Genomic DNA, 19,660 nt, shown 5'->3' on the forward strand with positions numbered 1-19,660 from the left:
GGCCCTCAGGACTGCGATGATTTGACTGCCGCCAGAAAGTCTTGCGACTGCATCGTCCAACCAAAAAAATTCTCGACGTTGAAAACCGTGGCCTCCTGAAGGGCCGGCGGCCCGGCCTGCATGGCTCCGTCGGCAATCAGTATCGGCCAGTAATCCAGGAAGTAGGCATGGCGCAGCGTGGATTCCACGCAGACGTTGGTGGCGATGCCGGTGATGAACAGATACTGGATGCCGCGCATGCGCAACTGGGAATCCAGCGTCGTCCCCTGGAATCCGCTGTAGCGGGTCTTCACCACCACGAGATCTTCCGGCTGCGGCTGCAGTTCATCCACAATGGCAAAGTCCCAGGTCCCTTCGGTCAGCAGCTTCCCTTTCAGCTCCGGCCTGCAGTTCATGAGATGCATGGCCAGTTCCTTGTGCCAATTGGGGGAAGCCGGCCCGCCGCTGTTGCTGAGATCGGGCTTGTAACCCATTTGCAGGTGCACCACGGGAAGACCCGCGCGGCGCGAGGCATCCAGCATACCGCAAATCGTGCGCACCACCTGCGCGGCTCCGGAAATATCCACCCCGGCGATATCCAGCATTCCACCCTTGGCGGCGAAGGCATTCTGCATGTCCACGACGACGACGGCCGTCTTCCGGAGATCTACCTCCAGCGGCTGCGGCTTGGCTTTCAGCATTGCCATGGATGGGCCTCGACTTTTCTCTTACTTCTCGTAGAGCTTCTTGATCAGCTGGCCTTTCATCTCAAACCGGGGCAGCGTCCCCGGGGACACAAGCTGCACGGCCGCGGAAACGGAGAGCACGGCCTTGATCTTTTCCTCGATTTTCTTCTGCAGCGCGGGCAGGTCCTGCGTGCCACTCCCATATTCCGCCGCCACCTTCAACGGCGGCTTCACGCCCGGCCCGGGTTCATCCAGCAGGATCTGCACTTCTCCCGTGGTCTGCGGATAGAAGCTGGAGACGACATCGCGCACCGCCGAGGGGAAGATATTGACGCCCAGAACGATGAGCATATCGTCGGTGCGGCCGATGCAGCGCATCTTAAATCCGGTTCGTCCGCACTTGCAGGAGGTAGCCAGAATGGAGACACGGTCCCGCGTGCGGAACCTCAGCAGGGGAACGCATTCGCGATCCAGGCTGGTGTAGACAAGCTCTCCGGAAACCCCGGTTTCGATGGGCAGCACTTCCCCGCTCTCAGGGTCGATGATCTCGATGTACACGTACTCGTACCCGTTGTAGTGCATGCCGGACTGCTCCCGGCATTCGGCGAAGATGATGGGGGCCATATCGGCGTTGCCCAGGCCTTCGGTCACGCGCGCGCCCCATTCTTCGGTCATCTTGGCACGAACCGAAGGGATGCCGGCGCCGGGCTCCGCGCCGCAGACCAGCTTGGCGATGGCCAGTTCCCGCGGATCCATCTTGGCCTCGCGGCGCACGTAATCGGCCAGGTAGATGGCATAGGACGGCGTGCAATGGATGGCGTTGGCGCGCAGCGCTTTCGCGTATAACACGACCTTTTCGGAGGCGCCGGTGCCCACGGGAACGAAGGCCGCGCCGATCATCTCCATGGCGTCCTTCGAGGGCAAGCCGCCGGCGAACATCGTCAGGCCCGCAGCGTGAATCACGATGTCAGAAGGCCGGATGCCCTGGGCGTAAAACGACCGCGCGGTGACATGCGTCCAGACCTGGGCGTCCCTGCGGGTGACGCCGACAAAGCTGGGGCGTCCCGTGGTGCCGGTGGAGGCGTGCAGGCGGATGACATCCGCCATGTCCGCGGCCATGTGGCTCCCCAGCGGCGGGCAGGCGGCCTGGCTTTCGCGCAACTCTTCCTTAGTGGTGAAAGGAAAGCGCGCCAGATCCCCGAGGGTGCGAAAGTCCTCGCGGCGAATCCGGGCGGCGGCGAATTTGTCGCGGTAAAAGGGCGACCGGGCATACAGATAGTCGAGTTGCTTGGCGAGTTTGATCTCCTGCAGGAGGCGCAAGGTTGCAGGGGTCATCGTTTCGATTTCCAGATCGAGATATTCGTCTGTTCTCATCGTGTGCACCGTGCCCTGCGCGCTTCCGTTCTGCATCCGAAGCGGGGCCTTCCGGCTAATCCCTTCCAGCCTCCAGAATCTTTTCCGCCAGGCCCTGCGGATTCGTGAACATCACTTCGTGGCTTCCGGCCATTTGCACGAGGCGGCAGAGGCCCAGGCGGCCGGACATCCGCGGATGCCATCCCCATTCGCCGGGGGGCAGGGCGATGTCTTCCGTGCAATTGAGGAAACTTCTGGGAATCTCCAGGGAGTAGAACTTCTTCAAGTCGAGTTTGTCCGCGAAAGGCTGAAAGGGCTCGGGAGAGAGCCTCGCGTAGGCCGCTTTCGCCAGCCCCAGATCGGCGTCATTGATGAAGGCCTCGCGCCAGACGGGAAACGGCGGCATCACCGTGTTGTCCCCGGATTGCTTTGCCAACCGGGAAAACAAAGCGACGTATTCCGGGGGGATTTCGTCCAGCAGGCTCAGGCCATCGCGGATGACGAAAGCGTTTTGATAGACCAGCCGACGGATGCTGCCGGGAATCGCTTCGGCGGCCTTGGAAATGAGCGTGCCGCCAAAGCTGTGGCCCACGAGGATAATATCGGAGAGAGAAATTCCGGTGATGAACTCTACCAGCGAGCGCACGCAATCCGCGTGGGAGACATTCTTGCGGGCGCCTTTGCCGTGACCCGCCACGGTAGGGGCGAATACCTTGTGGCCCTTGCTTTCCAGATGCCGAACGACCGCGTCCCAAGCCGATCCGTCATGCCAGGAGCCATGCACTAAGACGAAGACCGCCATACCAGCTTCCCCTGAGTATCGTGCGCTGCCAAATTACGCGAAGCTTGAATTCGCAGCCCAGGAGCAGCTATGGGCCCGCCTGCTTTGAATCCTGCAACAAACTTATCGGCAGAATCTGCGGCCGCCGCAGTCGCTCAGTTTCAAGTTACGTCCGGCAGGGCGGAACCGAGAATCCTGCCTCGGCGCCGCCCTGCGGACGAAGAACTAGAAGGAATACTTGAGCGAGATCTGGAGCTGCCGCGGGTTGAACATGGTCCTCGCCGAGCCGAAGCTCGGATTCGGGACCGGCGGCCCGAACAACGGGCATGAGCCAAAGAACGACCCCGGGTCCGACTGAATCTGCAGCGAGGTGGCGTCCTTATAGTTAACCGGCACCTGGCCGTTGCAGAAGTCGTAGGTGCCGTACACGGAGGTAACCTCGTTCACGTTGGGGCGGTTGAAGGCGTTGAAGGCATCCACGGCCAACTCAATCTTCTGCCGCTCGCCGAACTTGAAAGACCGCGAGACGCGCAGATCCACGGTCCGCAGAGGGTCGCCCCAATAGGCATTGCGGGCCGAGAGACCGGCGCGATCGGTGACCGGGTTAGTGTCGTTATTGGCGTCAAATCCCACGAACATGGTGAACGGACGAGCGCCCTGAACGGTGATGATGCCGCTGAACTCGAAATCACGCCAGGCGATGTTCGTTTCCTTGGTTTTGGGGGTCGCCGCCACGAAGTTGGCTACAAAGCGGTGCCGCACGTCCTGGTTGGAGTTGGCCCGTTCCAAATTTCTCCTGTAGAGATCCTCCGGGGTGCTGACGAACGTGGTGAACGTGCCGTCATCCAGAGTCTTGGAGAAAGTGTAATTGGCGTTGAGCCGGAAATACTGCCCCACCTTCTCGGTCGCGGAGAACGTCACGCCGTGATAGACGCTATTGCCGCTGTTGTCGGTGTAATAGAGCAGGCCGACCGGCATCAGAACGCTCTGGAAATAGCTCTTGCCGCCGGGGAAATCCGGAGGCGGCGCCGCGTAATTCTCAAATGCATTAGATCCGCATTCATACCAGCCGGTAGTGGCGGCAGGCGTCACGCCAGCAGTTGTGGATACTGGGCAGACATTCAGATTCTCCGCGCGAACCTGATGGTGCGCGGAGACGAAGAGATAGCCGACGTTGACCACCAGCCCCTTGCCGATTTCGCGGTCAATTTCCAGACTGCCCTGCTCGGAGTAAGGCATCTTGCTCTTGGTTTCAACGGTTCCGTCACCTACTGTGGAGAACTCCGGTTTCGTGACGTCGGTGACAAGCTGGACGGGCAGATAGGTGCCATTTACGAGCAAATCCTTCGCTGTTGCCGCGGGATCCCAGCCCACGCCGGGGACGAAGGCCATCTGGTTCAGGGCGTACGTAGCGTTGTAACCGCCTTGACGGATGCCAGGCAGCGCATAGTCGGCGCCTGTGCAGTTCGGAGTGCTCACCACACAGACGAAAGTTGTGGGGCGCTGGGGCCGGGTCACAAAGAAAAATGACTTGTTGTAACGGTCGAAGAAGAGACCGAAGCCGGCACGAATGACGGTGTGCCTGTCGGGAGAATAGGCGAGGCCGACTCTGGGCTGAAAGGCCTTGTAATAGTGATTGACTACATCACTGATTCCAGGCTCAAAATCCCAGCGCATCCCGTAATTCAGAGTGAACTTGGGAGTGACGCGCCACTGGTCCTGCGCGAAAAGCCCCAAATAGCCGTGGGTCATATCCGAAAAATAGTTCGGAGTTTCATTGGGCAGATAGGCGTTGTCCCAGTTCAGCGGCAATGGAAATGGCGGAGCAGTGGCCGCGGTGCCATCCACGACAGAGTTGTCAGCCGTTCCGAGCGGAGAGGGCCAGAAAGCGACCGGTACGCCATTCATGGCTGGTGGGAGAGGACAGGTATCGCCGGGGTTTGGCGAAAGCGCCAAGCTGCCACCGGAAACGTAGTTGGCGAAGATCACCAGACAGTTGATGCTGGGCAGAACGATGCGCATGGGGGAAAAACCGGGCCAGATGATGTGATCGTTGACATGGTTATAGTCCACGCCGAATTTGGCCAGGTGCGAGCCCTTTACCCAGGAGACGGAGTCCGCAATCTGAAAGCGGCTCTCGTAGGTGGCATCGAAAACGCCGAAGTTGTGGCCCATGAGGAGAGAGTTTGGCAAGTCCAGATTGGGCTGGCCGGTGACTCCGGGGAAGGTGGAGTGGCGCCGCGCATACTGCACAAGAGCGCTGTTCATCAGGGTGGGGCTGAACTGGGAGGTGACGATGCCCACCAGGGACTGATCGCGTAAGAAGTTATTATGGGCGCTGCTGGGCGCACCGATGCCGCCGCCGTCCAGGGTATCACCCATCAACACGTTCAAGCTGCGGCCATCCTCGATGCTGTAGCGGAGGGCCAGGCGATGATCCTTGTTGATTTCATGGTCGAGTTTGATGAACCCTTTATCGGTATCCTGGGTCTTCAGGTTGCCGGTGTGCTCGTCGAATTGGCCCGGCGCGCCCCCAAATAGTTCCGCCTTGGCAGCATTGATCAATGCCAAGTTGGCCATCAATACCGGAGACTGAACCGGAGCTTCCGCGCGGCGCTGCCCTTCGTAGTTCATGAAGAAGAAGGTCTTGTCCTTCCGGAGGGGCCCGCCGAGGGTGCCGCCAAACTGGTTCTGCCGCAGGGTGTTCGGCAGTGGAGAGGGCTGCAACATGGCGCGCGCGTTTACGGCGTCATTTTCCAGGTAGTCGTAGAGCGAGCCGTGCAGGTCGTTGGTGCCGGATTTGGTGATGATGTTGACGATGCCGCCCATGGCCCGGCCCTGTTCCGCACCGAAGCCGTTATTGACCACGCGGAATTCGCTGACCGCTTCCTGGGAGGGCGTGGCGCGCTGCGAGCCGGTGGCGCTATTGATGGTGTCCGCGCCGTCCACGGTGACCATGTTGCTCAAGTCGCGCATACCACCAAAGGAGATGCGCGTGACTTCCGCCTCCGTGATGGTGGACTGCAAGCTGGTGCGTCCCGTGGTCACGCCGGGGGTCAGAAGGGCGAAGTCGGTAAACAGACGGCCGCTGATGGGCAGCGACCCGATTTGCTTGGAGTCAATGACCTGGCTGACTTCGGTGCGGCTGGGCTCGACGGGCGGAATCTCCGTGGTCACTTCGACCTTCTGGCCGACCGTAGCGACCTTCAGGTCGATGTCAATCGTGGCCACCTGGCCGACGCTGAGGACGATGCCGGTATGCGTGGACTTGGAGAAGCCCGTGGCGTCCACCGTCATTTCGTAACGCCCTGGGGCGACGTTGGGCACCAGATACGTGCCATTGTCGATGGAGACGGTCGTATAAGTGCGGTTGGTGTCCACTTCGCGCAGGGTGATGGATGCCTTGGCGACAGAGCCGCCGCTTTCGTCGCGCACGATGCCGTTCAACTGCGCGCTACCGCTGACTTGTGCGGATGCGGCATGCACACCCGCGAACAGAATCAAGACCGCCAGAACAACCAGCAAGCTCCCCCGTACCCTCATGAGTGACTCCTTTTGTTGGGGCGCAATTGCGCTCCCCTGTCTCAAAGACACAGCGCACCGGTAGTTTCACCAAAATGTGATGTCGGTCATATCTTCAGTAGCAGTTCTTTGTCAAGCCAATAATCGAGCGGCTGTGCGAATATCGCCAGATTGCTATTCGAATCCGCCAAGGCCGCGTTTTCCTAGAAATGGCCCCTACAAGGCTTTCCAGCGATCCGGATGGCTGCGCGCAACTCACAATGCCATCGAGGGCGCGCAGGAGAGTTCCTGGAGTTCTGCGGCCTGCTTTCTGTGCGCAACCCTGAGAATCGTCTATATGCGTGACCGCGAAGCGGTCAACGGTAGGTGTGACCGCGAAGCGGTCAACTGCGCTGCATTGCAAAACGAAGGGGTGGCGCTTGACATTGCGCACACAAGACGATAAGGAAACTCATCGCTTCTGCAAAGCGGCGGTCCGGGAGGGACGCGCGCGCGCCTCCGGGACGCCCCAGGCAATCCAGCGGTCAGGAGAACACATGGCTCAGAGAAAAATTTCCATCGTCGCGGCCGCTCTCGCTCTTGGGGTGGGAGCGGGATTCGCTGCACCTGGGTTTCACCGTGCCGGCAACACCAAGCCCGGAACAGCCGCGCAGCGCGGCGGCGTGAACGGCGCGCGCATCCGCAACGCCGACCAGGAGCCGGGAAACTGGATGAGCCATGGCCGGACCTACAGCGAACAGCGCTTCAGCCCGCTCAAGCTGATCAACGACCGGAACATCGGCCGGCTGGGGCTGGCGTGGTACTACGATTTGGACACGCGGCGCGGCCAGGAGGCCACACCGCTGGTCGTCGACGGCGTGATGTACTTCACGACGGCCTGGAGCAAAGTCGTGGCGCTGGAGGCTGCGACCGGCAAGCGGCTGTGGACTTACGATCCGAAGGTGCCCCCGGAATGGGCCATCAACGCCTGCTGCGACGTGGTCAATCGCGGCGTGGCCATCTGGGGCAACAAAGTCTACGTAGGAACGCTGGACGGCCGGCTGGTGGCGCTGGAGGCCGCCACGGGCAAACCGGTGTGGGAGAAGCTCACCATCGACCCCAAGTTCCGCTATACCATCACCGGCGCACCGCGGGTAGTCAAAGGCAAAGTGCTGATCGGCAACGGCGGCGCAGAGATGGGCGTGCGCGGCTACGTCTCCGCCTACGATGCGGAGACCGGCAAGCTGGTCTGGCGCTTCTACACCGTGCCCGGGGATCCCTCCAAGCCGTTCGAAAGTCCCATCCTGGAAAAAGCGGCGAAGACGTGGAGCGGCGAGTGGTGGAAGTACGGCGGCGGGGGCACCGTCTGGGATTCCATCGTCTACGACCCCGACGCCGATCTGGTCTACATCGGGGTCGGCAACGGCAGCCCGTGGGACCGGAGAGTGCGCAGCCCGCAAGGCGGAGACAATCTGTTCCTGGCTTCGATCGTGGCGCTCAAGCCGGACACCGGGGAGTACGTCTGGCATTACCAAGAATCCCCCGGCGACAGTTGGGATTACACCTCCTCGCAGCAGATCATGGTGGCGGATCTGCCTATCGGCGGCCAGGTACGCAAGGTTCTCCTGCACGCGCCGAAGAACGGTTTTTTTTATGTGCTCGACCGCAAGACCGGCGAACTGATCTCCGCGGCGCCCTACACCAAAATCAACTGGGCCACCGGCGTGGACATGAAAACGGGCCGCCCCATCGAAACGCCCATTGCACGTTACCCGGGCAGCGACCCCGCGCCGATCATCCCCGGACCGGGAGGCGCACACAATTGGCAGCCCATGTCCTACAGCCCGCTCACCGGCCTGGTCTACATCCCGGAGCAGGACACCGGCTTCAAATACAAATCGGTTGACCGCTTCGAGCCGAAGACACTGGGATTCAATACCGCCACCGATACCGTGGCTGCCGCGCTGCCCCAGGAACCAAACATCAAGAAGGCGATCCTGGCGAGCGTCAAGGGACATCTCCTGGCCTGGGACCCGGTGCGCCAGAAACAGGTGTGGGAAGTCGAGCGGCCCGGCGCCTGGAACGGGGGCACCCTGGCAACGGCCGGGAATCTCGTATTCCAAGGCACGGCGGGCGGGAACTTCGAAGCCTACCGCGCGGACACCGGCGAAAAGCTCTGGTCGGCGCCCGCACAGACGGGCGTGATGGCTGGACCTGTGACGTACACGGTCAAAGGAAAACAGTACGTAGCCGTCCTGGCAGGTTGGGGAGGCGCGATACCGCTGATCGCGGGCGAGGTTGCGTTGCAGTCCGGCAAGGTATCGAACACCGGCCGCCTGCTGGTCTTCAAGCTGGGCGGCAAGGCCAGCCTGCCGGCGGTGCATATGGAGCAGCCCGTCCTGCATCCGCCCGCGTCCACCGCCACGCCCGCCACCATTCAGAAGGGAGAGCAGCTGTTCCAAGGTTACTGCTCCAACTGCCATGGCGATGTCGCGGTGAGCGGCGGCGTCCTGCCCGACCTGCGATACTCCGGCATGCTGGACGATGACATGTGGTACAGCATCGTGCTCGGCGGGATGCTCAAGCAAGCAGGCATGGTCTCCTTCGCCAAGGAACTTTCCCGCGAAGATGCCGCGACCATCCGCGCCTACGTGATTTTCCGGGCGAATCAGAGTCTGGCGGAGACCAAATGAAGCTTCATTTGCGGCCGGCGTTCAGTTTGCTGGGGGGAGGTTCCGGCGGCGGAGTGGCGGGTGTTGCGGTTGCGGAAGCAGAATGCGTTGCCGCCAGAGTTTCCGCGGTGATCAGGCGCACGGGCGCGAGCGACGGCAGGGGCATTTTCCCCGGGCGGCTGTCGCGGTTCAGGAAGTAGTTGATCCAGGAACTCGTCTTGCTTAGAGCCCGATTGGGGGGAGGAATATAGGTGCGCAAATCGTCCACGCGGTTTGCCGCCTTGGCACGGTCGTAGACCGCCACCCAGATGCACGGTTGCTCGACGACCTCGCACGTGCCATTCAGCGTGCCGCCGCAGGGACCATTGCGCATACCCTTCGGGCAGGTCTGCGGACAAACGTACTCCATGTGTCCCAAGACGCAGTTGCCGCAGGCCTGGCAGCCAAACAGGGGCGACTTGATGGCGAACTCGAGGCGCTCGAGACCCCGGGCCGCGACCTTGCTTCCATCCACCCAGCGCAGTAGCGCGCTGAGAAAGCCGCGGAGCTTCCCTTCCTTGTTCACCGGAAAGAGGCGCCCCATGGTGTCCAGAAGGCGCGGAATAAGCCCCAGGCCTCTTGCCGGACTGGGCTGCGAATCGTAGAAGTAGAATCCGCCCTTGGGCGCGTAGGCAAACTCCTCCGCAAACTCCTCCCACCTCACGGACAAGGCTTCGGAGCGCCGAATCATCCAGCGCACATGATCGGCCCTATGGTTTCCGCCCAGATAGGCACCGGCATATCCGAGGCCACGGAGAATCGCTATCATGCGGGCCGCGCGTTCGAGGCGTGCCGCCAACCCTGCATCCGCCGCTTGCGTCTCGGAACGGATTTTCTCCAGCAGTTCGGGAGAGACCCAGCAGCCGGGAGGTTCTCCCTTGGCCATCTTTTCTGCCGCCTTGCCACTCAGAACATAGACATTGCCGAAGATGGGCGTGCGGATGCCACGTTCCTCCAGGTACCGCTTCAGCTCCCGGAACTTCCGGACGTCATAGCCGAGCTGGGTCACCGCATAATCGGCACCGGCGGCGATTTTTTTCGTCAGCTTCAAGTACTGATAAGCGCAGTCAGCCTCGGAGTACTTGAACGGGGAGACCGCCGCACCAATCCAAAATGCCATACCGCTCTGGCGAAGTTCCTGAAGCAAGGAAATAAGCTGGACGGAATCCAGATCGAAGACCGGCGGGGCACTCTGCGGGCCGGACGCTTTTGGATAATCGCCGGTCAGAGCCAGGACATTTTCGAGGCCCAGCGCGTGCAGATCTTCGAGGGTGTTGCGAATCGCGGCACGATTCCGGCTGACACAGGTGATGTGTATGTTGGGGGTGAGACCGCGTGCGCGCGCGGCGGTGCCGACGCGGATGGGATCGTGTCCCAGAGCGCCGCCGGCATAGCTGGTGATGCTGCCGGCCACCACACCAGGCACCCGCGCCAGTTGCGAGGCGACATCGAGCAGCCGGGCTTCGCGCGTCAGGCGGCTCGCCACCAGTTCCACGACATAGCAGAATCGGCCGGCGGTCAGGGCTTCCCGCAACGGATTCGGCAACTCCATCTCAGTGTCCCAATTCTTTGCGCACCAGCCGCGTCCCCTCGACCATGGCAGAAAGCTTGGCAAAGGCGACATCCCGCGGCAGGTGGAAGCAGCCACAGTCGGGAAGCACGAAGAGGCGCTCCGCCGGCACAACTTCCAGCGCCTTGCGAATGCGCTCGGCCACGAGTTCCGGTGTCTCCACAGCCTGGGTTTTCACGTCGATCACGCCCACACCCAGCTCAAAGGGACAGGCGAACTCCCGGAAGAGATCCATGTCCTCTCCGCCGCGCCGCGCGAATTCCAGTGTCAACTGCTGCACCTTGGCATCCAGAATCCCCGGAAATAAGTAGCGGTAGCTTCCCTCCCAGGAAGGTTTTCCATAGCGGTTGCCGTAGCAGATGTGCACGGCAATCTTGGCGTCCACTCCCTCCACCAGGGCGTTCAAGGCCTTCACGCCCCAGGACAGATCTGCGGGAAATCCGGAATAGTACGGCTCGTCGATCTGGATGAACCGCGCGCCGGCCTTGACCAGCTCTTTCAGTTCCGGATTCATCACCCGGGCAATGTCCATGGCAAAGGCTTCTTCGCTGGGATAGAACTCATTGCGGATGCGCTTGGTCAGCGAATGCGGCCCGGTGATGCAAATCTTGGTTTCCCGGTCGGTACAGGCGCGCAGGAAACGGAAATCGTCCACCAGGCCCAAAGGGGCCATGGGGAGAGTGCCGCGAACGGCGCTGTCGTAGAAATCGTAATAGAACTTTTTGGAGGAACGGTCAATCTGGACGCCGGGAAGCCGTTCGACAAAGTAGTCGATCATATTGTCGCGGCGGAGTTCCCCGTCGGTCAGAATATCCACGCCGGCCAGTTCCTGGTCCTTGACAGCGGCCTTGACCGCCGTGTCGTGGATCTCGTCCAGATCGTGGCGGCTGATGCGCCGGGCGAAATACTCGGTCTTGAGCCGCTCCAGCCAGCCGGGCATGGAGTAGCTGCCAACCACCGTCGTAGGAAGAATCGGAAGACTCATGGCCATTACTCCCGTTGCGTCGTGTAAAGGATGGAAGTGCGTGATCCCTTGCGGTAGTGAAACGGCGCGAAGTGCACGTCGTAACCGGCCCGCTCGCCGACCGCGCGCAGCAAAACACCATTCACCCAGGTCACGATCGACCCATCCAGCTTGCCCGGGCCGTGGAAGCCCAGCCGGTATTCGTCGAGGTCGGTGACGAAAATATCCTGCACCTGAAGGTAGGCGCGCGGGTACAGCAATGGAAGAGTATTCCGAAAACTCTCCAGCGCCCCGGAACTCAGGTGGAAGCGAAGATCACTCGGCGCGTCCCGCAGGAGATCTTCCAGATGCGACACATCCAGCCCACCCGGCAGAAAATCGTCAGGAAGCTCTTCGAGGGCCACCAGATTTTCTTCCAGGCGCAGCGTTTTCCAAACTTCCTGCCAAAAGGCCACACCGCGGGAACGCTCGGGGAAATAGTCCGGCCCACCCTCGAGCAAACGGCGCACCGCCCGCGCAATTTCCCCGACGGGCAGGGCGAAGGCCTGAGCAATCCGGCGGGCTTCGGCGACGGGAAGATAGGAACGCACCTGCACGGCATAGAGACGGCCGTCGCGGCGGACGAGCTCGTCGCTGGGAAGGTTGTCGTAAACATTGGTCAAGTGCACGTGAAGGATTTTGTGGCGGAGGAAGGAGAGCGTGTTGAGGGGATTGAAGGCGTCCAGGACGACAAAGCTGCACAGATCGATGTGCTTCTGCACGGCCGCCCGGGAACGCTCGAGGGTGGCCGGGGAATAGTCGCCAAGAATAAATTTCAGGCGGGGATAATAGCGGGTGCCGCGCTCCTGATCCAGCGCGCGGAAGCGATCGAGCCATAGAGCGGCGCGCGTGCCCATGCCCACGCCGATTTCCAGAACAAAAATTTCCGCAGGAAGCTGCTTCTTGCTTTCCATATCGCGCAACAGCGTCCAAAAATCCGCCACGCAGTCCGCTACGGCTGCGGGATGGTTGGCGTCCGATTTGCCCCCCGGGAGCGCCAGTTCATAACTTCGGCCCGTGGCTTGCTCCCAGTCCACCAGACGGTGCCAATAGAGCCGGTTGAACTCCCAGGCAATGCTGGAGCAAAAGGAGGTGAACTCTTCGAGGGCCAGCCGATCCGCCTGCGGCGCAGGATCCGCAGTCGCACGGGCCATGGTCCGCAGGATCTCCTCCCGCAGCACCCCCGGCACCACCTGGCGGGTGTCCACGTGCACTTCCAGCAGCGGCAGGCCCGCCACGCGCTCCTTGCGGCCCTGCGTGACCATCACGGCTTCGCGAAAGTTCTGGCGATATTGAATCCAGTCCAGATGGACCCGGAGGTGCGCAAACTGGGCTTGCTCGAGGTGCCCCTCTTCGAGCAGGGAATAAAACGTTTCGATCACATCCTGCGCCGCGGCCGTTACCGGAGCGCGTTGCAAATGATTCAGTTGCAGGATCATATCGTTTCGTTCATGCCAGAATGGACCTTACACAGAGAGAGATTTCGCACCAGCCGCCTGCGGCGACTTCCTGGACTGACCGGCGCAAAGAGTTTCTCAACACACTTTTCAGCGCTAGACCGCGGCGGCCTGCCGGACCATCGTCGCCTTAACCGCCCGGACGATTTTGTCTTCGTCCGGCAGCACGTACTTTTCCAGCGGCTCGCTGTAGGGGATCGAGGTATCCAGCGCCGTCACCATCTTGACCGGCGCCTTCAGGTATTGGAAGCCGTGCTCGGCGACCTCGCCGGCAATGATCACGGCGACGGAAGCATGACGGGGGGCCTGATCGGCGAGCACCAGCCGCCCGGTCTTCTTCACCGAGGCCACGATGGTCTGCACATCGAGGGGCGCGATGGTCCGGGGATCGATCACTTCGACGCCAATGCCCTCCTTGGCGAGAACTTCCGCAGCCGCAAGCGACTTCTTCACCATCCATCCCGTGGCCACCAGCGTTACATCGCTCCCGGCCCGCTTCACGTCCGCTACGCCGAACGGGATCACGTAATCCCCGTCGGGCACTTCACCCCTGTCCAGGGTCAGCATGTAGTGATGCAGATACACGACCGGGTTATCGTCGCGGATGGCGGCGGCCATGAGCCCCTTGGCGTCCGCGGCCGTCGAAGGCAGAACCACCTTCAAACCGGGAATTCCCATCATCGTGTGGTAGATGCAATTGGAGTGCTGGCCCGCCCAGCCCGCGGCAAACCCGTAACCCGCCTTGAAAACGAGCGGCACCTTCGCTTGCCCCCCGGACATGTAGCGAAGCCGCGGCGCTTCGTTGAGCGCCTGATCCATGGCCACCAGCATGAACTCGCTCATCCACAGCTCGACCACCGGGCGCAGCCCGGTCATGGCCGCGCCCACCGCGATGCCCATCTCCGCCGTCTCCGAAATGGGGGTGATGCGCACGCGATTCTTGCCGAACAACCGGACCATGTGATCTTTCTCGGTCATCCCCAGATTCTGGCCATAGAAAATAACGTTGCCATCGCGCTTCATCTCTTCCACGATGGCCGTGGCGATGGCTTCCCCGTACATCATTTCGCGCGGCATAAGCTGTCCCCCCTTCTAGGCGTACACGTACTTGGTCGCTTCTTCGGGCGCCGGGAACGGGCTGGCCAGCGCAAACTTCACGGCCTCTTCCATCTCCGCGCGAACGGTCTCTTCGATGTGCTTATTTTCGGTCTCGGACAAAACGCCGCTGCCCATCAGCTTGGTCCGGAACTGCAAGATGGGATCCTTGGCCTTCGCCGCGGCGTACTCGTCCCTCTTGCCGTAGGTTTCGATGGCTTCATGCTCCGGAAACTGCGTGGGCACCGGAGGCACGGTGATGGCATTGCCATGCGCGCTGAAGCGGTAGAATTTCGATTCGATCAGGCTCGGTCCCCGGCCCGCACGCGCCCGCTCTGAGGCCTTCCCCACCTCTTCATACACCTTGAGGACGTCGTTTCCGTCCACCGTGACGCCAGGAATGCTGAAGGCCTTGGCCTTCTGGGACAGCGGGTCCCCGGCGATATGGTTGGCGTCCTCGAGGCTGACGTGGGTGTACACCTGATACTCGTTGTTCTCGAGAACGTAAACGATCGGCAATTTCCAGACCGCGGCCATGTTCAACGATTCGTAGAACGCTCCTTGCTTGCTCGAACCGTCGCCGAAGAAGCAGTAGATGACCTGGCCGGTGTTCTTCACCTGCGCCGTCAATGCGGCGCCGGTGGCATGGGCGATGGCCTGGCCGATGATCCCCGAGGTGCCGGGAAAATGGTGCGCGGGGTCGGCGAGATGCATGGAGCCGCCAAAGCCCTGGCACAGGCCGTCTTTCCGCCCGTAGATCTCCGCCATCATTTTTTTCGTGGAAGTGCCGAGCACGATGGGATACCCGTGGCAGCGGTAGCTGGGCATGGCCAGGTCGTTCTCGCTGCGGGTCGCCAGGGCCCCGACGATGGAAGCTTCCGCGCCGTCGCCGAGATGCGTGTGGCCGCGTATCACTCCCGGGTGCTCGACGAAGGTGCGCTTGATGCGCTCCTCGAACTCGCGGATACGCAGCATCTGCGTATACATCCAGAGCAGCCGGTCTTTTGCAAGATCTTCTTTTTTCTGCATCGCTGGCTCCTTCCAACTTCAGGACTGCGGTATGGCCTCGCCCGGCGCGCCGATGTGGCAGAGCAGGTCCCCCACGGGCACTTCCGCGTCTTCCCGCGCAACGATCGTCAGCAGCACGCCCCCCACCGGAGCATCCAGCTCGTAATTCACCTTGTCCGTCTGCAACTCCACCAGGGGCTCGCCTTGCTTCACCGTCTCCCCTTCCTGCTTGAGCCACTTAACCACGCTGACTTTCGTGGTGGGGATCCCTCCGGTCTTCGGTACTCTAAGCGCGGTTACCATGGCCATCCTCCCGCCGCGGTCGCGAGCTTAGCCCTTGCCCGCAGCCCCTCATTTCGTACAATCCTGACTGCCTCTCGCCTTCGCGAAAAACAAATGATCAAAAATGGGGCAGAGCGCCTAGTTAACGCAATTCCCGCACCGTGTCAACTCAAGCGCATTCCCGGCACTGCCGCAAAAATATTCGCAGGGCCGGTAATCGCCCAGCGTCAGGCATCCAGCTTCGCTTTCAGCAGGCCGTAGCTCTCGAGAGCCTTCAGCAGCTCGCGATGTCCCAAGGCCGCGCACGGCGAGGCGTAACCCACCTTGCGCGGCGCATTGTGCGCCAGGGTGTGGGCCGCGTAGGCCTGCACCAGTCCGGTCTGGCGGTAGGCGCAGGTCCCGTACATGACGCACTGTGCCCACGCCGTGGTGCCTCGCCCGTAAACCACGTCGATGGTGCGGTGCTCGCGCATGTTCTCGCGCGGCGGAGTGCCGCCTTGCACGGAATTCGCCATCTCCGCCAGTTTCCGCTCTTGCTCCTGTTTCGGCAACGGCCGGATATTCTCCTCGAAATGTTTCTCCGTGGCGGCGACCGTTTCCATGATCTGCCGGTTGAGTAGTCCGCCGAGGGTGCGCACATTGGCCACCTGGGGGTGCTGTTTGTACCACACCGGGTGCGGGAAGCCGCCCCAGGGCAGCGCCAGTTGCGTCTGGACCAGGCCGGGCACGGCCACCTCGTGCGGCGTGGCGCGGGGCCACGGCTTGTACTGGTTCTGCTCCAGGTAGAAGGCGTCCGTGGGGATGGCCGCAAAAATCGTCTGTGTGGAGCCGAACGTAGGAATGCCATTGAACATGGACAGGATGTCCAGGCTATCGATCCCGCCCGTCTCGAGAACCAGATGCGCGGCAATATCGCTCGCCGCCGACATATAGGCCATGCCGGGCGCGGCCAGCAGCCCCTGCCGCGCAAACTTTTCACTCCAGTTTTCCTCCACGTCGCGATGCCAGGCCTGCTCGCCCCCGATGTCCATGTAGTGACAACCCGCCTTCAGGCAGGCTTCGATCACCCGCGGGCCGTGATAGAGGAACGGGCCGACCGTATTGCAGACAACTTTGGAGCCGCTGAAGAGCAGGACCAGCTCGTCCAGCGAGCCGCTGGTTTCGGCAATTTCGTAATCCGCGGTCTCGATTCCGGGGACGCGATCCATCACGTCGCGGATTTTGGCGCGATTGCGCCCCGCGGCAACGAACGGCACGTTGTACTCCCGCAGGAATTCCGCGACCAGGCGTCCCGAAAACCCGCTGGCGCCGTACAGAACAACCGGTTTCTTGTTTTTCATCGTATTCCTCGCGTGCAATGTTCGCGATTCCCCCGGGAATTTCCCGGAGACCACCGCCGGCCCGGGTCCATGCCCCGGGCCGCCAGGCGCAATTTCGGCCCTGGCTTCGCAGAACATCTTAGGCTAAAGTCTCTTTTATGCCAGTAGGCACCTTTTTGTAACCTGGTATCCGAGGAGCTGCAGCAATGGATGAGCGCAACTGCCCGGTCGGGCTGACGACCGACATCATCGGCGGAAAATGGAAGCCGCTGATTCTTTTCCACCTCCAGGATAAAACGCGCCGCTTCGGTGAACTGCAGAAGCTGATTCCGGAAACCACCAAGAAGATGCTCACGCAGCGCCTGCGCGAATTGGAACGCGACGGCATCATCCGCCGCAAAGTCTACGCGCAGGTGCCGCCGCGCGTCGAATATTCGCTCACCCGGCATGGCCAGAGCCTGCGGCCGATCCTGGAACTCATGTCCGCCTGGGGAAAGAAGCATCGCACCCGCCACGGCGGCAATTGACCGGGTCCGGCCGGTCCCTTCCTGCGGATCCCGGTGCGCAGCCCCCGCAATCATTTCAGGAGCATGGAGAGTTCCTGCGCGGCAGCCTGAAGCTGCAGCAGGAACTTGGTGACCATGTCCTGCACGGAAACACGCTGCGCATGGGCGCCGACGTTCAAGGCCGCAATCCCCTTCCCGTCCGCGTTGTGGATCGGGACGGCTATGGCGCGCAGTCCCAATTCCAATTCCTGATCGACCAGCGCATAGCCATTGCGGCGAACGAGCAGGAGCGCCTCCCGCATCTTGTCCGCGCTGGAAATGCTGCGCTCGGTGTAGCAGGTGAACTCGGCATGCGCCAGATAGGATTCGAGTTCCTCCGGCGGAAGATAGGCCAGCAAGACCCGGCCCATGGAAGTGTACAGCGCCGGCACACGGCTGCCGATCGCGAGATCAATGGCCAGAATCCGTGTCACGTTGGCGTTTGCCACATGGATGATGTCCCGCCCATCCAGCATGCCGATGGAACAGGACTCGCGCAGGAGCTGGCTGACACGATCCAGAACCGGCTGCGCGATCTTGGCCAGCGGCATGGAGGCAACGTAGGAATGTCCCAGCGTGAGGATGCGGGGCTTGAGAGAAAAGTGCCGGCCGTCTTCGGAGTCGGCCAGGCCGAGCTTGCCCAGCGTGTACATGCAGCGGCGTACCGCCGCGCGGGAGAGTCCGGTGGCCGCGCTGAGCTGGGAAATGGTCAGCAGCGGCTTTGCATGGGAATAGGCCTGGATGACCGCCAGCCCGCGGGCCAGCGAGGTCATGAAGTTGGGATCCCCGCTGAGGGTGGAGATCTGGGCCGCAGGCAAAGGCGCCACGCCCGGGGGTATCTCCCCAGGAGAGAGATAGGGGGGCTTCTTTTCGGCAAGTTTGCGCGAGGAGGCGCGGGCCATAGATATCTCCCGGAGGGGCGTTCGTCAGCCAGAGGGAAGGATACACGATCTGGCCAATATACGCACAAGACTTCGATAATCGCCCTTGACATCGCCTCTGCTGCTTAATAGATTCGCCATGATATCCCATCCGGTGCGTTTCCGGCATCCTGCAGCGTTGCGGGTTGATAGTGGGAGCAGGAAGGAACCAATGACGAAGATCGCGGGCTATCGACGGCCTTATATCGGGACCCAGCCTAATCCCCTTCATCCACCTTACGCCTCCAGCATTAAACGGTCCCCCGGGAAACCTCTGATCTACCTCCCGCACACGCTCTCCGAAGTGACCGGCCCGGTCTTCGGGAAGGAAACGGTGCAGGTCAAGGCCTGCGACCTGACCCGCCAGCATTCCGGCGAACCGCTGGGCGAGCGCATTGTGGTGAGCGGGCGGGTGTTGGACGAAAACGGCCGCCCAGTGCCGCATACGCTCGTTGAAATCTGGCAGGCCAACGCCGCCGGGCGCTATTTGCACAAACGCGATCAGCACCGCGCGCCGCTGGATCCCAACTTTACCGGCTGCGGCCACACGCTGACCGACGCCGAGGGCCGCTACCGCTTTGTGAGCATCCGCCCCGGCGAATATCCCTGGCGCAATCATCACAACGCCTGGCGTCCCGCGCACATCCATTTTTCGCTGTTCGGACCGGCCTTCGCCACGCGCCTGGTCACGCAGATGTATTTCCCGGGCGATCCGCTGATTCCCTACGATCCCATCTTCAACTGCACCGCGGATGAAAAAGCCCGCAACCGCCTGATCTCGCTCTTCGACTGGGAATCGACTCTCCCGGAAGAGGCCCTGGGCTATAAATTTGACATCATTCTCAACGGGCGCGAAGCCACGCCCATGGAGCCCTAAGATGAGCCTGTGCAAGACAACGTCGCAAACCGTCGGACCTTACTTCGCCATCGGCCTCACCTGGCTGAACAAGGACAACCTCGCCAGCCCGGGCGTCGCGGGTGAGCACGTGACGATCGAGGGCCGCTTCCTGGACGGCGACGGCCAGCCCATTCCGGACGCGCTGCTCGAAGTCTGGCAGGCCAACTCGCATGGAAAATACGCCCACCCGGAGGACACCCAGAACAAACCCTTGGAGCCTGGGTTCCTGGGCTTCGGGCGCATTCCCGCCGATGCCAACGGGAAATTCCGCTTCAGCACCATCAAGCCGGGTCCGGTGCCGGGCCCGGATGGCAAGCCGCAGGCTCCGCACATCCTGGTCTCCGTCTTCGCCCGCGGGCTGCTGTGCCGCCTTGTGACGCGCATCTACTTCCCGGACGATCCCGGCAACGCCGGCGATTTTGCCTTGAACCAGGTCGAGCCGGCGCGGCGCGGCACTTTGATCGCCAGGAAGGTGCCGGGCCAGAGCGGGGTTCTCGAATGGAACGTCGTCATTCAGGGCCCGGAAGAAACGGTTTTCTTCGACTGCTAAGA

16 protein-coding genes are annotated in these 19,660 nt (G+C 61.8%); 4 read left to right on the forward strand and 12 right to left on the reverse strand.

Going from position 1 to position 19,660, the window contains the following annotated elements; all coding sequences use genetic code 11:
• Positions 1-5 precede the first annotated feature (5 nt).
• The 4 genes from LAN61_13250 to LAN61_13265 form a co-directional block, all read right to left on the reverse strand.
• Entirely contained in the window at positions 6-680 is a 675-nt protein-coding gene (locus tag LAN61_13250; GenBank protein MBZ5541476.1) for an isochorismatase family protein, read from the reverse strand.
• A gap of 27 nt (positions 681-707) precedes the next feature.
• Positions 708-2,000, reverse strand: a complete 1,293-nt coding sequence (locus tag LAN61_13255; protein ID MBZ5541477.1) for a phenylacetate--CoA ligase family protein — start codon at positions 1,998-2,000, stop codon at positions 708-710.
• A 94-nt stretch (positions 2,001-2,094) separates the two neighbouring features.
• Positions 2,095-2,820 carry an alpha/beta fold hydrolase gene (locus LAN61_13260; GenBank protein ID MBZ5541478.1) on the reverse strand — a complete coding sequence of 242 codons (726 nt, stop codon included), beginning with the start codon at positions 2,818-2,820 and terminating at the stop codon, positions 2,095-2,097.
• Positions 2,821-3,024: 204 nt separating this feature from the next.
• Positions 3,025-6,342 (reverse strand): TonB-dependent receptor, encoded by a 3,318-nt coding sequence (locus LAN61_13265; protein ID MBZ5541479.1) that lies wholly within the window; start codon positions 6,340-6,342, stop codon positions 3,025-3,027.
• A 515-nt stretch (positions 6,343-6,857) separates the two neighbouring features.
• Here LAN61_13265 and LAN61_13270 point away from each other — a divergent pair.
• Positions 6,858-8,993: a PQQ-dependent dehydrogenase, methanol/ethanol family gene (locus tag LAN61_13270; protein MBZ5541480.1), complete on the forward strand. Its 2,136-nt coding sequence runs from the start codon at positions 6,858-6,860 to the stop codon at positions 8,991-8,993.
• Positions 8,994-8,997: 4 nt separating this feature from the next.
• Here the strand turns inward: LAN61_13270 and LAN61_13275 are convergent, their stop codons facing one another.
• The 7 genes from LAN61_13275 to LAN61_13305 all read right to left on the reverse strand — a co-directional run bounded on the left by LAN61_13275 (position 8,998) and on the right by LAN61_13305 (position 16,766).
• Positions 8,998-10,563 (reverse strand): methylenetetrahydrofolate reductase C-terminal domain-containing protein, encoded by a 1,566-nt coding sequence (locus LAN61_13275; protein MBZ5541481.1) that lies wholly within the window; start codon positions 10,561-10,563, stop codon positions 8,998-9,000.
• 1 nt (position 10,564) lies between these two features.
• Positions 10,565-11,566 carry a methionine synthase gene (locus LAN61_13280; GenBank protein MBZ5541482.1) on the reverse strand — a complete coding sequence of 334 codons (1,002 nt, stop codon included), beginning with the start codon at positions 11,564-11,566 and terminating at the stop codon, positions 10,565-10,567.
• Between the two features lie 5 nt (positions 11,567-11,571).
• The gene (locus tag LAN61_13285; protein MBZ5541483.1) at positions 11,572-13,023 is read right to left on the reverse strand and encodes a hypothetical protein; all 1,452 of its coding nucleotides are present in this window, start codon (positions 13,021-13,023) and stop codon (positions 11,572-11,574) included.
• 114 nt (positions 13,024-13,137) lie between these two features.
• A complete protein-coding gene (locus tag LAN61_13290) occupies positions 13,138-14,118 on the reverse strand; it encodes an alpha-ketoacid dehydrogenase subunit beta (protein ID MBZ5541484.1) in 981 nt (326 codons plus the stop codon).
• Positions 14,119-14,133: 15 nt separating this feature from the next.
• Positions 14,134-15,165 (reverse strand): thiamine pyrophosphate-dependent dehydrogenase E1 component subunit alpha, encoded by a 1,032-nt coding sequence (locus LAN61_13295; protein ID MBZ5541485.1) that lies wholly within the window; start codon positions 15,163-15,165, stop codon positions 14,134-14,136.
• Between the two features lie 18 nt (positions 15,166-15,183).
• Entirely contained in the window at positions 15,184-15,453 is a 270-nt protein-coding gene (locus LAN61_13300) for a hypothetical protein (GenBank protein MBZ5541486.1), read from the reverse strand.
• Between the two features lie 200 nt (positions 15,454-15,653).
• Positions 15,654-16,766 (reverse strand): DUF5938 domain-containing protein, encoded by a 1,113-nt coding sequence (locus tag LAN61_13305; protein ID MBZ5541487.1) that lies wholly within the window; start codon positions 16,764-16,766, stop codon positions 15,654-15,656.
• Positions 16,767-16,951: 185 nt separating this feature from the next.
• Here LAN61_13305 and LAN61_13310 point away from each other — a divergent pair, with 185 nt between their 5' ends.
• Positions 16,952-17,272: a helix-turn-helix transcriptional regulator gene (locus LAN61_13310; protein ID MBZ5541488.1), complete on the forward strand. Its 321-nt coding sequence runs from the start codon at positions 16,952-16,954 to the stop codon at positions 17,270-17,272.
• Between the two features lie 50 nt (positions 17,273-17,322).
• On the opposite strand, the gene LAN61_13315 is transcribed toward LAN61_13310, so the two are convergent.
• A complete protein-coding gene (locus LAN61_13315) occupies positions 17,323-18,192 on the reverse strand; it encodes a helix-turn-helix domain-containing protein (GenBank protein MBZ5541489.1) in 870 nt (289 codons plus the stop codon).
• Between the two features lie 190 nt (positions 18,193-18,382).
• On the opposite strand from LAN61_13315, the gene pcaH reads away from it, so the two are divergent.
• Together pcaH and pcaG are read left to right on the forward strand one after the other, a co-directional pair.
• Positions 18,383-19,087, forward strand: coding sequence for a protocatechuate 3,4-dioxygenase subunit beta (gene pcaH, locus LAN61_13320; protein MBZ5541490.1), 705 nt, complete (start codon positions 18,383-18,385; stop codon positions 19,085-19,087).
• 1 nt (position 19,088) lies between these two features.
• Positions 19,089-19,658, forward strand: a complete 570-nt coding sequence (gene pcaG, locus LAN61_13325) for a protocatechuate 3,4-dioxygenase subunit alpha (GenBank protein MBZ5541491.1) — start codon at positions 19,089-19,091, stop codon at positions 19,656-19,658.
• The last annotated feature ends 2 nt before the right edge of the window (positions 19,659-19,660 follow it).

This window comes from Terriglobia bacterium, from assembly GCA_020072785.1.
Lineage (GTDB): Bacteria > Acidobacteriota > Terriglobia > Acidiferrales > UBA7541 > Acidiferrum.

What these genes read in the sequence shown, in the direction of transcription:
- LAN61_13305 (MBZ5541487.1), bottom strand. Translation starts at nt 16,766, where the DNA reads ATGAAAAACAAGAAACCGGTTGTTCTGTACGGCGCCAGCGGGTTTTCG.
- pcaH (MBZ5541490.1), top strand. Translation starts at nt 18,383, where the DNA reads ATGACGAAGATCGCGGGCTATCGACGGCCTTATATCGGGACCCAGCCT.
- LAN61_13275 (MBZ5541481.1), bottom strand. Translation starts at nt 10,563, where the DNA reads ATGGAGTTGCCGAATCCGTTGCGGGAAGCCCTGACCGCCGGCCGATTC.
- LAN61_13250 (MBZ5541476.1), bottom strand. Translation starts at nt 680, where the DNA reads ATGCTGAAAGCCAAGCCGCAGCCGCTGGAGGTAGATCTCCGGAAGACG.
- LAN61_13290 (MBZ5541484.1), bottom strand. Translation starts at nt 14,118, where the DNA reads ATGCCGCGCGAAATGATGTACGGGGAAGCCATCGCCACGGCCATCGTG.
- LAN61_13315 (MBZ5541489.1), bottom strand. Translation starts at nt 18,192, where the DNA reads ATGGCCCGCGCCTCCTCGCGCAAACTTGCCGAAAAGAAGCCCCCCTAT.
- LAN61_13260 (MBZ5541478.1), bottom strand. Translation starts at nt 2,820, where the DNA reads ATGGCGGTCTTCGTCTTAGTGCATGGCTCCTGGCATGACGGATCGGCT.
- LAN61_13265 (MBZ5541479.1), bottom strand. Translation starts at nt 6,342, where the DNA reads ATGAGGGTACGGGGGAGCTTGCTGGTTGTTCTGGCGGTCTTGATTCTG.
- LAN61_13270 (MBZ5541480.1), top strand. Translation starts at nt 6,858, where the DNA reads ATGGCTCAGAGAAAAATTTCCATCGTCGCGGCCGCTCTCGCTCTTGGG.
- LAN61_13255 (MBZ5541477.1), bottom strand. Translation starts at nt 2,000, where the DNA reads ATGACCCCTGCAACCTTGCGCCTCCTGCAGGAGATCAAACTCGCCAAG.
- pcaG (MBZ5541491.1), top strand. Translation starts at nt 19,089, where the DNA reads ATGAGCCTGTGCAAGACAACGTCGCAAACCGTCGGACCTTACTTCGCC.
- LAN61_13280 (MBZ5541482.1), bottom strand. Translation starts at nt 11,566, where the DNA reads ATGAGTCTTCCGATTCTTCCTACGACGGTGGTTGGCAGCTACTCCATG.
- LAN61_13295 (MBZ5541485.1), bottom strand. Translation starts at nt 15,165, where the DNA reads ATGCAGAAAAAAGAAGATCTTGCAAAAGACCGGCTGCTCTGGATGTAT.
- LAN61_13285 (MBZ5541483.1), bottom strand. Translation starts at nt 13,023, where the DNA reads ATGATCCTGCAACTGAATCATTTGCAACGCGCTCCGGTAACGGCCGCG.
- LAN61_13300 (MBZ5541486.1), bottom strand. Translation starts at nt 15,453, where the DNA reads ATGGCCATGGTAACCGCGCTTAGAGTACCGAAGACCGGAGGGATCCCC.
- LAN61_13310 (MBZ5541488.1), top strand. Translation starts at nt 16,952, where the DNA reads ATGGATGAGCGCAACTGCCCGGTCGGGCTGACGACCGACATCATCGGC.